Raw genomic sequence first — 13,236 nt, forward strand, 5'->3', positions numbered from 1 at the left:
GCACTTCGCCAAGGCCGGTAGATACCGGTCCGATTTGTGGATCCACCCCGGGTGGCAATGTGCCCGCCGCCTGCGTCAAGCGCTCACCTACTTGTTGGCGGGCGAAATAGAGATCGGTATCGTCGGTGAAGATCACCGTGACCTGCGCAAACCCGTTGCGCGAAATCGAGCGGGTTTCAACGAGGCCGGGCATGCCCGCCATGGCGGTCTCGATGGGATAGCTGACTTGGCGTTCCATTTCCGTCGGCCCGAGCGAGGGCGCAACGGCGTTGATCTGCACCTGCCGGTTGGTGATGTCGGGCACCGCATCGACAGGCAGTTGTACAAGCTGGGTGGCACCATAAATGGCGGCAAACGCGGTCAGGAGGACCACCAGCACCCTTCGCTCGACGGCGAAGGCGAGGATTTTTTCAATCATGGTCCGTCCTCTCAATGATCATGTTCGGCCTCAGCCTTGCCGAGTTCCGCTTTGAGGACGAAGGCATTGACGGTCGCGACGCGTTCGCCGGCGCGCAGACCCGAGATGATCGGCACGGCGGAATCGCTGCCAGTGCCCACCGTCACCGGCCGCACGACAAAGCCGCGCGGCGTGCGCACGAAAACAACACTGCGCCCGTCAACCTCCTGGATCGCGCTGCGCGGCACCACTGGCACCCGCTGGCCATCGCTCCCGGGCGTCGTGACCCGCGCACTGACATTCTGTCCGACACGAAGGTCACCATCGCGATTGTCGATGGTGGCGATAGCCTTGGCCGCCCCGGTGGCCGGATCGACAGCGGGTGAGAGAAAGCGGATGCTGCCCGTGTGCGGGTGATCGCTTCCCTGGACAGAAAGCATGATCGTCTGGCCAACCAGCACACGCTGGATATCGCGCGCGGGGATCATCAGTTCCGCCCAGACCGTGCGTGGATCGGCAACCTGAAACAGCTCGCGCTCGGGCGGAACATATTCACCCGGCGTCACGGTCACCGAAGTAACCTCACCCGCAACCGGCGATCGCAGCGTCATCAGCCGGGTGGTGCCTCCTCCCGTTCCCGCGCCGAGCGCGCGCAAGGCTTGCTCGGCTTGCTGCGCATCAATTCGCGCCGCATCGTAGGCGGCCCTTGCTGCTTCATAATCCTGACGTGCCGTGACACGCTGGCGGAACAGACTTTCCTCTCGCGCAAGAACAGTGCGTGCGGCTTCGGCTGCGCGCCGTGCGCGTGCCGATGCGCCCTGCGCCTCGGCAACCTCGCGGCTGTCAATGACAGCGAGCGCATCACCTACCGCGACCCGGTCGCCAAGCTGGCGCAAGATCCGCACGACAACGCCCGATGTGCGTGCGGTGACATGACCGACCGACTGTGTCGGCGGCACGAGCACGCCCGCCGTTGTCACTTCGCCCCCGGCAAAGCCTTCTCCGACTGCCGCAACCACGATCCCTGCTGTGCGCAGCTGCGCTTCGGTCACCATGATGGTGCCTTCCCCTGGCGCCGCCTCGGCTTCTGCATCGCCGCCAGACTCAGCGCCTTGGGCAGCTTCGTCGCTATGTGCTGCGTCGCCGCGCAGCACATAGCCCGCGCCGCCACCCACAAGGGCAATGATCGCGGCCCCGCCGATCAGAGCCAGCATTTTCCGGTCAATCGTCATGATCAGTTCTCCTCGCGCGCATAGGCGCGATTGAGCGCGGCAATCGCGCGGGCCCGGTCGAGCCGGGCTTCAATGATGGAACGGCGCGCCGTCGTCAGCGCGCCTTGAGCGTCGAGCAATTCGAGTAGCGAGAAGCGCCCTGCATTGTAGCCAATCTGCGCCAGCCTCACCGCCTCTTCGGCTTGGGCAAGGCCGGGCCCTTCAAGCGCGGCCAACCGCGTCTCGGCAGCTTCGACCAGCATTTGTGCCTGCGCCCTGTCTCGCCGCGCCTCGGCTCGCACCCGCTGCACCTGATATTCAGCTGCGGTCTCGTCGGCACGCGCAGCCTCGATCCCTCCGCGATTGCGGTCGCGGATCGGGATGGGCAGCGACACGCCGGCAACAAGCGCGGTGTCGCGCCCGTCATTGAAACGCCGCAGACCGCCGCTTACCGTTACATCAGGAACAGCAGCCGACTGCGCCAGCGTCACCCGCGCTGCAGCCACTCGGCGTTCCGCCTCGGCAAGCCGCTCGTCGATGCCGATGAAGGCAGGATCGTTGGTTGTTCGTCGGGGCTGCGGCGAACCGGCTGAGACCGTCAGATCTGGATCATCTGACCCAACCAGCACTGCGAGGTTCCGCCGTGCGGCAAGCATGAGACTGAATGTTTCAACCTCGGCGGCACGGGCCTCGGCAAGCGCCGCTTGGGCACGCAATTGCCGGAGCGGCGGATCGCGGCCCGCTTCGACCAGAATGCGCGCCGTGTTGGCAAGCGATGCCGCCTGCGCGGCATTGTCGCGCGCCAGCGTTGCCTGATCCGTCGCCGCTGCCAGCTCGGCAAAGGCCAGTTCAACGTCACGGACAAGATCAATGCGCTCGCGAAGCAGGGCAAGGGCCGCCACCTCACGCTCGCTTGCCGCAACGGACCGCCTGGCGCTTCGCTGACCCCCGATCTCGAGCTGTTGGCTAAGCGCCAGCGTGGTTTGTGTGCTGTCCAAGCCGCGGAACGGACCGCTTCCGGCGAAATCCTCGACCTCGAGGCTGACTTGCGGATTGGGACCGACATTCGCCTGACGCGTGCGCGCTTCGGCAGCGTCGACACGCGCCTCAGCGGCTGCCAGGCGCGGTTGGCTTGCAATGGCGCGCTCGATTGCAGTCTCGAGCGTTATGGGTTCGGCCAAGGCCGGAAAGGCAGTGACGAGCGCCGCAGCCATAAGGGCGGCGCGCAAGGATATGGGCATGAAAAACTCCTGAACTTGGCATGCGTTCAGTGCGCGAACCCACAGGTCCGTGCGCCGTTAAGGTGCAAGTTCAGGCAGAAGGCGGCTGAAGCGGCGGGGCTTGCGCCAAAGAGCTCAGGATGGCGCTGTCTTGTGGCCGCATCGCGACACGGGCCAGCGACAGGCTTTCGACCATGACCGGCGCGCCGGCATTAAGACCCACGCTGCAATGGTGATGAACCATGGCATGGCAGGGGGAATTTTCATCATCGGGAGCATGGTCGCGATGCGCTGCTTCGGCATGACCGCTTACGTCGGACGCAGCAAGGACAGCACTGTAGGGCAGAGCGTCGTGCGCCATCGACGGCGATTCTACGCCGCCAAATGCCAGTCCAACCGCCAGCCAAAACAGAAGAAGCACACGCACCATCACCGCCGCAATACTGAAAAGGGGTTAATCAAGCAATCTGACAGCTGCGATGTCACGAACTTAGTTCCTGCTGGCGCAACGCTTCCGCCAGATCCGCAGGTATCGGCATCGGCGCAAACGCGCTTACATTGGATCGCCCGGTGTTACCCACCGGCAACCGGCCCGTCAGCGAACCGAGCGGGGCCAGAATGATCCGGACCATCTGGCCCAGAACTTCGTTCCAATCGCGCCGTCGGATCGCAAACCCCAGCATGGCGCCATGACTGGCGAGATGCGGACCCAGAAAAGGCTGCGAAACGATATGAACCCGCTCCAGATGGTGCCACGCACGATCGTCGTCGCCCGCTTCTACCGCTGAAAGGTTTGCCGCCATTTCCACCGCGATCACCCGCCGCGCAGCCAGGCTCTTGGCAAGCCCCCGCCAGCGCCGCTGCCGGTGCCAATAGAAGATTTGCGCAAAGGCCCAGATGAACGGGGTCAGGACACCCGCCGAAACTTCGACCTCGTCGCTGTAGCGCGTCCCGCCGTCCTTGTCCGGCGCGACCGTAATCCAATGATCCCACTTCGAGATGAGGGCCCTATTGCCGTCATCGCGCAATCGCTTGGGCCATTCGCTGTCATTTGCTTCATGCAGCGAGGTCACAATCCACTGGGTCCCAAAGGGGATCATGCCGAAGAGCCGGACCTTAGCCTGGTAGCGCCCGCCGGGCTGAAAGCTCTCGAACGCCGCGTCATCGACCGGGATGAAGCGCACCAGCGGCCAAGCGATATGCTGCAACAGGCCCGCCGTCTGCACCTCGGCCCAGACCGTCTCCGGCTTGAGCGCGATATGTGTCGAACGGGAAACCTTCATGCCGCAACGCTCCGCAATTCACGCCGTGCCTGCTGGACAATCTGAATGCCGCCGCTGATCCCGAGCAGCGCCAAAATCGCTGCAACAATGAGGTCGGGCCAGGCTGTTCCGGTGCCGAACACGCCAAGTGCGGCCGCCATAACGGCGATATTGCCGATCGCGTCATTGCGCGAGCATATCCAGACCGAGCGCATGTTCGCGTCTCCAGTGCGAAAACGGTAGAGCATGATGGCGACACCGGTGTTGGCCGCCAGCGCGAGCGCGCCGATGATTCCCATCAGTTCAGGCTCGGGTGCAGCTCCGCCGAGCGCCGCCAGAACGGCTGTGATCATGACCCAACCACCCAGACCAATGAGGGCGAGCCCCTTGGCCAGCGCCGCCCGCGCGCGCCATGCCAGCGCCATCCCGGCGACCAGCAGGCTGATCGCATAATTGGTGGCATCGCCCAGAAAATCGAGTGCGTCCGCCTGCAACGCGCGGCTGTCCGCAGCGGCCCCTGCCGCCATTTCCACCGCGAACATGCCGGCGTTCACGCCGAGCGCGATCCACAAAGCCCTGCGCCAGCGCGGGTCATTCAGAGTTGCCGTCGTTCCGCACGCGGCCTTGCAGCAATCATCAGCCATCTTTTTGCCTTCTCGACAATCTGCGAGTCGGCATTCTATCTACACCCTGTAGTAACTATAGGGTCAAGCCCGAAGGAGTGGCAGTGAAAATTGGCGAACTCGCGAGCGCCACGGCGACGAAGGTCGAGACGGTGCGCTATTATGAAAAGATCGGGTTGTTGCCGCCACCCGCCCGGACAAGTGCCAATTACCGTGCCTATGGCAATGATCATCTGGCGCGCCTGTCGTTCATCCGCCGCGCCCGCGATCTCGGTTTCACGCTCGAAGCCGTGCGCGAACTGCTCACGCTGTCGGATGACAAGGCCCAATCCTGCGATGCCGTTGACGGAATCGCGCGCGTCCACCTCACCGAAATCGACCGCAAGATCGCCGATCTGAGCGCACTGCGCGGCGAACTGGACCGGGTCATCGGATCCTGCCGTCACGGGACCGTGGCCGACTGCAAGATCATCGAGACCCTCGCCCCGCGCACGCTGACCGCAACGTGATCGAAGATCGCTGCTTTGGCGCCAACGCTTCGGCCTCGCGTGCATGGATCCACCAGACCGCGTTGACGATGCTGCGACACCCGGCAATGGTCTGCCCATCCCCACTATCGCCACGGATCGAGCACTAACCATGCCAACCCTGCAAACCGGATTCATCTATGCGCTCGCCGCGCTGGCGGAGATCGCCGGTTGCTTCTCGTTCTGGGCATGGTTGCGGCTCGACAAATCTGCCTGGTGGGTTGCGCCGGGCATGGTGTCGCTCGCCATCTTTGCCTGGTTGCTGACGCTGGTCGATACGCCCGCTGCGGGCCGAGCCTTCGCAGCCTATGGCGGCGTTTACATCGCAGCGTCTCTCATCTGGCTTTGGAATGTCGAAGGCGCGCGACCCGACCGGTGGGATATCATTGGTGCCGCGATTTGCCTCGCCGGAGCAGGGCTGATTTTGATGGGTCCAGGACGATCAGCCTGATGGCAGCTAATGGGATGGTCACTCGAAAAGCTTTTCGCGAATATTGCGGAACACCGATGGGTTAACGGCTGTAATGAATAGCTCTAGCCAAGTCCCTGAGATATTAGCCATCCGTGCGATCACGGCCCAAATGAAAGCGGGCACCCGGTCAGTGACCGGACGCCCGCCCTCAAGTATTGGTCAGTTCGTTACGGGCAGCAGTCCATGGCCGCCTCGCAGCATGCCAACACGAGGTCGCAGCAGGACATGGCCAGCGATGCAACCTGATCCGGCGCAGCGGCAAATGCTGCTGAGCTGGAACCGAGCAGCACGGCTGCCGTGATGATGTACTTCTTCATGATGATATCTCCGTTGAAAGTGAATTGCGTCGATCAGCGGAGCATTCGGGGAGGCGGTGGCTCCGGCCCTCCGTTTGGCAGGGGCGGAAACTTTTCGAGAAGCGCCAGAAAAGTGAGTGACGACAGATCACGAGGCTCTAGTGACGAAATGCGCTCTGCCGCAAGGGTCTGGCACAAGGCCAGGCAAAAGCTCTGACACTGCCCGCGCTCGTCGTCCATGCAATCGCCGCAATCGCCTGCGTCCGCATTCATCTCTGCCATGGGAGCGCAGCCGCTCGCTGCGTACGTTGCCTCTACGGGAAGCAGCGCGACCAGAAATGCCGCGAGACAGAGGAATAGGCGCTGTGTCACTGGCCAAACCATACTGCGGTGTTCGGTTGGATCAAAGACATAGTTACACAGGTATCCCGAATCCATGATGCCGCCTCCATGACGACCTCTGCCAGTCCACTGAGTCGATAATTTCGGAATCGTCGATTGACAGCAATTCAAGCATGGCTTGCCTCGGTGTGCATCCGGGGGCGACAAAGAATAACCCTGGGGCCTGCGTGCAAAGTGAATCAGAAGGGGAGGGGGAGGGGAGGTGTGCCCGGGTGATTGCCGGGTGCACATCAGGAGTGACGACGATGCTTATTCCTTTTACCCGGCTCTATCTGAGCGATGCCAATGTGCGCAAAACGCGCAGCGAAGAAGACGATATCCAGCTTTCTGCCGACATCGAAGCGCGCGGCCTTTTGCAGAACCTGCTGGTCACCAAGAGCAAGAAGCGCGGCAAGTTTGCGGTGATCGCCGGTGGTCGCCGGTTGCGGGCCATCGATATGATCGTCACACGCGGTGTGTGGGCCCCCGACACCGAGATCGAATGCAAGCTGCTCGAGGGCAGCGAAGAGGAAGCTGGCGAGGCCTCGCTCGCTGAGAACTTCCAGCGCGTCGGGATGTCCCCAGCTGAAGAATGCCGCGCCTTCCAGCACTTCATCAAGGAGGGCAGCGATGTTGCCGCGGTCGCCAAACGCTTTGGCCTGACCCAGCGTTTCGTTGAAGGCCGCTTGCGGCTAGCAAACCTTGCTGAGTCGATTTTCGAAGCACTCGCCAAAGGCGACGTCACCCTCGAGATCGCCAAGGCTTACGCCGCGACCGATCAGCATGAGGTGCAGCTGCGGGTCTTTGAGCAGATGCGCTACGCCTATAACCCAAGCGCCGATGCCATCCGGCGTATGGTGGCGAGCGGTTCCATGCGCGGCAATGACCCAATCGCGCTGCTGATCGGCGAAGATGCCTATGTGGCCGCCGGCGGCAAGATCGAGCGCGACCTCTTCAGCGAAGCGGCAGATGATCGCTGGATCGACATCGAGATCGCCCACGGGCTTGCGGCGGAGAAAATGGAAGCCGAAGCCCAGCGTATCACTGCCGAGACGGGCCTTGCCTGGATCAGCCCGGTGGCGTCGACCAATTCATGGCAGGCACGCAGCGAAATGGGCGTCAATGCGGTTCGCCTCCCGCCCGCGCCGCTCTCCGAAGAAGCACGAGCCCGAATTGACGCGATCGATGCCCGCATGGAAGAAATCAGCGCAATCATCGACGAAGGCGACGAAGACGATGATGCCGATTTCGGGCAGCTCGAGGCCGAGTACGAGGATCTCGATGCTGAGCGCAGCGACCTCAACAACCCGGTGCGCGAACTGCCCGAAGAATGGCGCAGCGAGGCCGGACGGTTCCTGGTTCTCACCACCCGCGGCGAAATGGTGCTCGAGGCCGATTACTACAGCGAAAAGCGCCTGTCGTTCGAGACCGATGAGAATGGCAAGGTGACAGCGACGGCCGAAGAGCCGGTGCCAGGTTCCACCAAGCGAGCCAGCCCTGCGCCTTCCAGGCCCGAGGCAGTAGCGCCGGGCACGGAAAAGCCGATCAGCGCCCGCCTCTTCGACGAGCTTTCGGTCCAGCGTCGCAATATCCTCTCGGCATCCCTCCTCACCGATCCGGGCCTCGCGCTCGACTTCGCCATCTTCGCGCTGGCTGACAGCCACAGCTATGAAAGCCGGGGAACCTCGATCAAGGGCGGACGACCCAACGATCCTGCGACCGGAGAGCTTTCGCAGTCCACAGCCGAAGGGATTCTCGCCGAGGCCGAAAACGCGCTCAACAAGGGATGGCAGGAACATGGCTGCGCATCCCAGCGCTTCGCTGCCTTCCGCGAGCTTGCCGACGAAGCCAAGGCGGCGTGGCTCGCCTATGCGGTGGCCATCTCGCTCGAAGCCAAGAAGGGCTATGGTTCGGAATACCATCCGATCCATGCAGTCATCGGCAGTATGCTCGACATCGACGTCGCTGCGATGTGGCGGCCGACAGCCGAGAATTTCTTCGACCGGGTCAGCAAGACCTCCTGTCTTGCAGCACTGACCGAAGTCGGTGGCAGCGATCTTGCGGCGCGTTATGCGGCATCGAAGAAGGCTGACCTTGCCAAGACCTGCGAGACGATCTTCGCCGGCAAGGCGATCATTGAACTGGACGTCAAGGAAGCAGCGCTTGCCTGGTTGCCTGAAGGCATGAAGTTCACGATTGCTGCCAATCCCGCTGATCCGGTCATCCCGGATACCGACGAGGGCGACCCTGTCGCCGACGTCTGCGATGGAGATGGTGGTCACGCCGGCAGCGAAGCCGACGAGCTCCTCAATGACCATCAACCTGAAGTCGCCTGTGAAGAAGCGGCGGTAGCCGCCTGAGGCGGTCAATCACCCCTCCTGATGACCTGGCCCGGCCACTCGCCTGAGTGAGCCGGGCCTCTTTTTTGTTGAGGAGCAGGCCCATGCGCCAACGACCCAAGCGTGATGTCGCGCAGGAAATCACCAATCTGATCATCGCTACAATCGAGGCCGGAACGCTGCCCTGGCGCCGACCCTGGAAGAAGACCGGTATGGGCGGAGCACCGCTGCGCGCTGCAGGCGTCCCCTATACAGGGATCAACCGCCTCTATCTTTGGGCGGTCGCCGACCACTATGGTTATGGCTCACGCTACTGGATGACCTGGCGCCAGGCCATCGAGCTTGGCGGACAGGTCCGCAAAGGCGAAACCGCCGAGCCGAGCATCTACTTCAACAACACGAAGAAGACTGCAATCGACCATGCAACCGGCGAGGAATCGGCGAAAACAATCCGCTTCATGCGCGCTTACAGCGTGTTCAACGCCTCTCAGATCGATGGCCTGCCGCCGCATTTCTATCCGAGCCCGGTGCCCGAAGCGCCGCCGACGCCCTCGCAGAAGGCCGCTGCGATCGAGTGCTTCTTCTCACCCGTTCCGGCTGACATACGCCTCGGCGGAGACCGCGCGTTCTACTCGCCGGGCGCTGATTATATTCAGCTTCCGCATCCCAATGCTTTTGCCACGGAAGACGGATTCGTGGCTACGAAAGCGCACGAACTCGGCCATTGGTCGGGCCATGCCTCGCGGCTTGCCCGCGAATTTGGCAAGCGTTTCGGCGACAAGGCATACTCTTTCGAGGAGCTGGTCGCCGAGCAGGTGAGTGCCCGGATCTGCTACGAACTGGGCCTTCCGGCAGACCTCCACGAAAGCCATGCCAGTTATGTCTCGCACTGGCTGGAGATCCTCAAGGCCGACAAGACGGCCATCATCACCGCGGCCGCGAAGGCCGATCAGGCATTCAACCATCTTGCGGCCTATTCGGGCTACCAGAGCGAACCTGCAGAGGATGAAGGGGAGGAAGCCGATGAAACGGCGCCAGTTCCGGCTTGTGTTTGAGCCAGCCTCCGAGGAGGTCGTTCGCCTCACCCAGCTTCACCGTTATGCGGGTGATGTTGCAAGCCGCGGGAGGGCGCCCATTGGCGGTGTGCTGGCTGAGTATATCGCAGGCCTGTTCCCCCAGAGGGATCCACGCCAGGTGCTGGACGGTCTTCTCGGCAAGGGGGACGCCGGTTGGTCGCTTGGCACAGCTCCGAGTCAAGGCCGATCGCTAATCATCCAGACAACCGAGGCGGGCGTGGCGGTCTCGGCAATAGCGAGGATCCTCGAACAGATTGCGCCAGGGGCGCTCCTGCGACCGATGATCTACGAGCCGTTGCCGCTGGAGAACCCGAGCGAGCACCGCGGCAGCCTGCATTGAGGGAAGGGGGATGGGGCCATTGCATCTTGCAATGGAAAGGAAGCCTCATGTCCTGCGACATCGATTACCGTTACCGCCGCGCCCTCCAGCCCGACGGACTGACAACCTTCGAGAATGCGCTGCGAGCTTTGAACGAGGCCGTCGATGACGTCCGCCTTGCAGGCCGGCAGGCTGCAAGCTGCCCGGCAGTGCTGCTCCTCACCCGCCACCTTCAGCGCATTGCCGACGGAAGGCCGACCGAATGTGAGGCCGACGACCAGGCGCTGCGGTCCCAGTGCATCGAACGCCTTGCCGAGCTCAAGCACAGACCGGCGATCATTGCGCTGGTCAAGCGAGGGATCGACTATCGTCCCGAAGAGCTGCGCCACTACCGGCGCGAGGGCACGCGCGCCCTTCGCCAGATCGCAGCAGGGATCGGGCTCGAGCATGCCGATTACCGCATCAGCTATTACACCTCACAGGAACAGCTCGCGGGCGAGCATGTGCTGGAAGCCGAAGGTATCTATGTCCGGATCAGCCCGGAAAGGTTCGGCGAGCCGGGTCTCGCCTGGCGCAACCCGTTCTGGAAACCGCCTGGCGCGGTGATGCGCAAAGCGCCAATCACCGCCCTTGCAGACATTCCCGCACTCACGGCGCGGATCGCGCGCGAATTGAAGATCGCACCTCCGGCACAGCCGGGGCTCATCTGAAGGAGAACTCGCATGGGCTGGCTTTACATGCACCGTGCCGGAATGGGGGGCTTCGACACTCCCAAGGCCTATCTCGACAATCAGTTCACATGGGAGCGCGAGAATGAAGAAACCGGCACCTTCGAAGGATGCCGGGTCGTCAGAAGCGTGTCCACAACCGGGGCCTATTACGCGGCGGTCCAGCGCTATGGACCGGACAACCAGCCCCACGCCATCTCCGCGGTGATCTGTCTGGTCCGCTGGAACCCCAAGGCAGCCGACGGCCTCCTGTTCGGCTACAAGGACATGGATGAAAACTCCGGGCCGGTGGAGGCCGGGTGTCCCAGAAGCATCCTCGAGGAACTGGGACCAACCAATCACCCCTATGCCCTCGACTGGCGCAACCGGTGCTACCGCCAACTGCGGCTCAAGGAACGCAAGATCGCCGATGGTGACATGATCCGGCTGCCTGAACCCATGAAGTTCACCGACGGCAGCGAACACGCCGAATTCAGGGTGACAAGGCGCGGGGCGAAGATTGAGCTCAGCACGCCCGATGGGCGAGGCCGGTTTCGCATCAGCAGATTGATGGAGCGCCGGTTCGAGGTCGTGCCCCCCAAGCGTGCGCCGCGCACATTCTTCCCGGCAACGCCGTAACACTCGGGAGGTGACCATGCTGCTTCAGAGCCTGGATCCCAGAAGGGCGATCCTGTGCGGACGCGCCAATGCCGAGCGTCTCGCCATCCGGATGACTGCAAATTCCGGGCAGAGCCATGCCGTGGTGAGGACCGACAGCAAGCTCCAGCCCTTCTGCGTTCTGCCGGCAGAAGAGGGCCTTCCCGGTGCGATCGAGCTTCAGATTGTTGTCCTGTAGGCTATCTCGAACACATGGGCTCTTTCCCTTCATCACTTGTTCACGCTTGCAATTGTACCAATATCAGTACAACGTTCCGGGAAAGGATGAAGCCATGGATGTTATCACCTACTCAGAAGCGCGCGCCAATCTGAAAGGCATTATGGATCAAGTGGTCAGTGACCGGACACATGTCGTGGTCACGCGCCAGAAAGCAGAGTCGATCGTGATGGTCTCGCTCGAAGATTGGAACGCGATCGAGGAGACCATGTACCTCCTTTCGAACCGCACCAATGCCGACCGCCTAAGGCAATCGATCGAGCAACTGGATGGTCAAGGCGGCAATGAGCGCGGGCTGATCGAGCCTTGAAGCTGGTCTTTGCTGACAATGCCTGGGAGGATTATCTTCATTGGCAGCAAGCCGACGACAAGGTTCTCACCCGGCTCAACGATCTCATCAAGGAATGCCAGCGAACACCTTTCAAAGGGACCGGAAAGCCTGAGCCTCTCAAAGGCTCCCTGGCAGGCTGGTGGTCGCGGCGGATCACCAGAGAAGACCGTCTGGTCTATCGCGTCACTGGCAAAGGAAACGAGCAACAGCTAGAAATTGCCCAATGCCGGTTTCACTATTGAACTGAGCTCCTGGATGGAATCCGATCGCGATGCGGACAATGGCGCGCGTGACCCGCGCACACTGATAGCGAAGCTGGGGACAACCGGCGATGAACTTGCACGCACGCTCGGTCTCGACAAACATGATCCCCGCCGGATGGAGTCAGATGACATTCAGCGCCGCATCGGCTCGATGATAGAGGTGCTCAGCAAGGTGGAACCGCGTTTCGGTTCTGTCATCATGGCCTATGCCTGGTACCGTTCTGAGGCGCTTTCCGGTTTTTCAGGCCAGACTGCGATGGAACTTGTACGCTGCGACCGCGTGCAGGACGTGCTCACTTATATTGCTGCCGTGGACGCAGGCGTGCATGCCTGAGCACTGCGATGGAACCGGAATATCTATTCCTCGATCATCCCTCCGAGACCGGGATCGAGATACCACGATGGGCCTTCAGTAAAGTCGGCATTGCGGGCAGGAACAGGGCCATCAGGCTCTGACGAGACGTAAGGGTTGACCATCGGCGCAGGGCGCTGGCCCGAGCGCAGAATGTGCCCCGACATCTGGCACCGCGGCCCGAGGAGTTCGAAGAGCCATTCGAGATCGTCGAGCATCTGGACAACTCCGCGCCCTGCCAGCGCATAGTAGAGGCAGCGCTGATAGTCATCGCAGTGGCAGGACAGGATCTGCGTCAGCCGAGCCTTGGCATTGGGCAGGCCCTGAAAGACGCCCTGCAAGGTCTCATAGAGCTCGCGCGCCGAGTAATAGGCATCGAAGGGCTCCACTCCGATCGAAGCATTGGCGAGCATGCGCTTGGTTGGACGGCAATTCGGATCAAGTGCCGCGTCGCGCAGCGTGACATCGAGGTCGAACTTGCCGATATCGGGGTCAGGACATAGAACGGGCACAGATATACGCTAAGCGTCTCTGCGCGCACTTATGGGTCGACTCTATGCGTCGA

19 protein-coding genes are annotated in these 13,236 nt (G+C 62.2%); 11 read left to right on the forward strand and 8 right to left on the reverse strand.

From position 1 onward, the window contains the following. The 6 genes from AC0QC4_RS16360 to AC0QC4_RS16385 form a co-directional block, all read right to left on the reverse strand. On the reverse strand, positions 1 to 418 hold a 418-nt coding region (locus AC0QC4_RS16360), incomplete at its 3' end, for an efflux RND transporter permease subunit (RefSeq protein WP_483661179.1). Positions 419 to 429: 11 nt separating this feature from the next. Beyond that, positions 430 to 1,629, reverse strand: a complete 1,200-nt coding sequence (locus AC0QC4_RS16365; protein ID WP_483661180.1) for an efflux RND transporter periplasmic adaptor subunit — start codon at positions 1,627 to 1,629, stop codon at positions 430 to 432. A 2-nt stretch (positions 1,630 to 1,631) separates the two neighbouring features. Further along, positions 1,632 to 2,849, reverse strand: coding sequence for a TolC family protein (locus AC0QC4_RS16370; RefSeq protein ID WP_483661181.1), 1,218 nt, complete (start codon positions 2,847 to 2,849; stop codon positions 1,632 to 1,634). Positions 2,850 to 2,919: 70 nt separating this feature from the next. Next, positions 2,920 to 3,258, reverse strand: coding sequence for a hypothetical protein (locus AC0QC4_RS16375; RefSeq protein ID WP_483661182.1), 339 nt, complete (start codon positions 3,256 to 3,258; stop codon positions 2,920 to 2,922). A 52-nt stretch (positions 3,259 to 3,310) separates the two neighbouring features. Continuing rightward, positions 3,311 to 4,111, reverse strand: a complete 801-nt coding sequence (locus AC0QC4_RS16380) for a DUF3703 domain-containing protein (RefSeq protein WP_483661183.1) — start codon at positions 4,109 to 4,111, stop codon at positions 3,311 to 3,313. Beyond that, positions 4,108 to 4,734: a cation efflux transmembrane domain-containing protein gene (locus AC0QC4_RS16385; RefSeq protein ID WP_066650721.1), complete on the reverse strand. Its 627-nt coding sequence runs from the start codon at positions 4,732 to 4,734 to the stop codon at positions 4,108 to 4,110. The genes AC0QC4_RS16380 and AC0QC4_RS16385 overlap by 4 nt, the downstream gene beginning before the upstream one ends. Positions 4,735 to 4,817: 83 nt before the next feature. On the opposite strand from AC0QC4_RS16385, the gene AC0QC4_RS16390 reads away from it, so the two are divergent. Next, positions 4,818 to 5,222 (forward strand): MerR family transcriptional regulator, encoded by a 405-nt coding sequence (locus AC0QC4_RS16390; protein ID WP_052241857.1) that lies wholly within the window; start codon positions 4,818 to 4,820, stop codon positions 5,220 to 5,222. 130 nt (positions 5,223 to 5,352) lie between these two features. Further along, a complete protein-coding gene (locus AC0QC4_RS16395) occupies positions 5,353 to 5,691 on the forward strand; it encodes a YnfA family protein (RefSeq protein WP_483661184.1) in 339 nt (112 codons plus the stop codon). A gap of 188 nt (positions 5,692 to 5,879) precedes the next feature. Here AC0QC4_RS16395 and AC0QC4_RS16400 read toward each other — a convergent pair whose 3' ends face one another. Continuing rightward, complete coding sequence (locus AC0QC4_RS16400) at positions 5,880 to 6,029, reverse strand: hypothetical protein (protein ID WP_155644913.1); 150 nt, start codon at positions 6,027 to 6,029, stop codon at positions 5,880 to 5,882. A 626-nt stretch (positions 6,030 to 6,655) separates the two neighbouring features. Here AC0QC4_RS16400 and AC0QC4_RS16405 point away from each other — a divergent pair. From AC0QC4_RS16405 to AC0QC4_RS16445, 9 genes are all read left to right on the forward strand, one after another. Next, a complete protein-coding gene (locus AC0QC4_RS16405; RefSeq protein ID WP_483661185.1) occupies positions 6,656 to 8,749 on the forward strand; it encodes a ParB/RepB/Spo0J family partition protein in 2,094 nt (697 codons plus the stop codon). Between the two features lie 83 nt (positions 8,750 to 8,832). Next, positions 8,833 to 9,783, forward strand: coding sequence for an ArdC family protein (locus AC0QC4_RS16410; protein ID WP_483661186.1), 951 nt, complete (start codon positions 8,833 to 8,835; stop codon positions 9,781 to 9,783). After that, complete coding sequence (locus AC0QC4_RS16415; RefSeq protein ID WP_483661187.1) at positions 9,752 to 10,144, forward strand: hypothetical protein; 393 nt, start codon at positions 9,752 to 9,754, stop codon at positions 10,142 to 10,144. The genes AC0QC4_RS16410 and AC0QC4_RS16415 overlap by 32 nt, the downstream gene beginning before the upstream one ends. Positions 10,145 to 10,191: 47 nt before the next feature. Then, a complete protein-coding gene (locus tag AC0QC4_RS16420) occupies positions 10,192 to 10,833 on the forward strand; it encodes a hypothetical protein (RefSeq protein ID WP_483661188.1) in 642 nt (213 codons plus the stop codon). Between the two features lie 12 nt (positions 10,834 to 10,845). After that, positions 10,846 to 11,469, forward strand: coding sequence for a DUF6927 domain-containing protein (locus AC0QC4_RS16425; RefSeq protein WP_483661189.1), 624 nt, complete (start codon positions 10,846 to 10,848; stop codon positions 11,467 to 11,469). 16 nt (positions 11,470 to 11,485) lie between these two features. Continuing rightward, positions 11,486 to 11,686 carry a hypothetical protein gene (locus tag AC0QC4_RS16430; protein ID WP_483661190.1) on the forward strand — a complete coding sequence of 67 codons (201 nt, stop codon included), beginning with the start codon at positions 11,486 to 11,488 and terminating at the stop codon, positions 11,684 to 11,686. Positions 11,687 to 11,780: 94 nt separating this feature from the next. Next, on the forward strand, positions 11,781 to 12,035 hold the full coding sequence (locus AC0QC4_RS16435; protein ID WP_067403131.1) for a type II toxin-antitoxin system Phd/YefM family antitoxin: 255 nt from the start codon (positions 11,781 to 11,783) through the stop codon (positions 12,033 to 12,035). Continuing rightward, positions 12,032 to 12,298 carry a Txe/YoeB family addiction module toxin gene (locus AC0QC4_RS16440; RefSeq protein ID WP_483661191.1) on the forward strand — a complete coding sequence of 89 codons (267 nt, stop codon included), beginning with the start codon at positions 12,032 to 12,034 and terminating at the stop codon, positions 12,296 to 12,298. Before AC0QC4_RS16435 ends, AC0QC4_RS16440 begins: the two co-directional genes overlap by 4 nt. Positions 12,299 to 12,311: 13 nt before the next feature. Beyond that, positions 12,312 to 12,653, forward strand: coding sequence for a hypothetical protein (locus AC0QC4_RS16445; protein WP_483661192.1), 342 nt, complete (start codon positions 12,312 to 12,314; stop codon positions 12,651 to 12,653). Between the two features lie 23 nt (positions 12,654 to 12,676). On the opposite strand, the gene AC0QC4_RS16450 is transcribed toward AC0QC4_RS16445, so the two are convergent. Further along, positions 12,677 to 13,084, reverse strand: a complete 408-nt coding sequence (locus tag AC0QC4_RS16450; RefSeq protein WP_483661193.1) for a hypothetical protein — start codon at positions 13,082 to 13,084, stop codon at positions 12,677 to 12,679. Positions 13,085 to 13,236 lie beyond the last annotated feature (152 nt).

This window comes from Sphingomonas sp. jy18 (assembly GCF_056931895.1).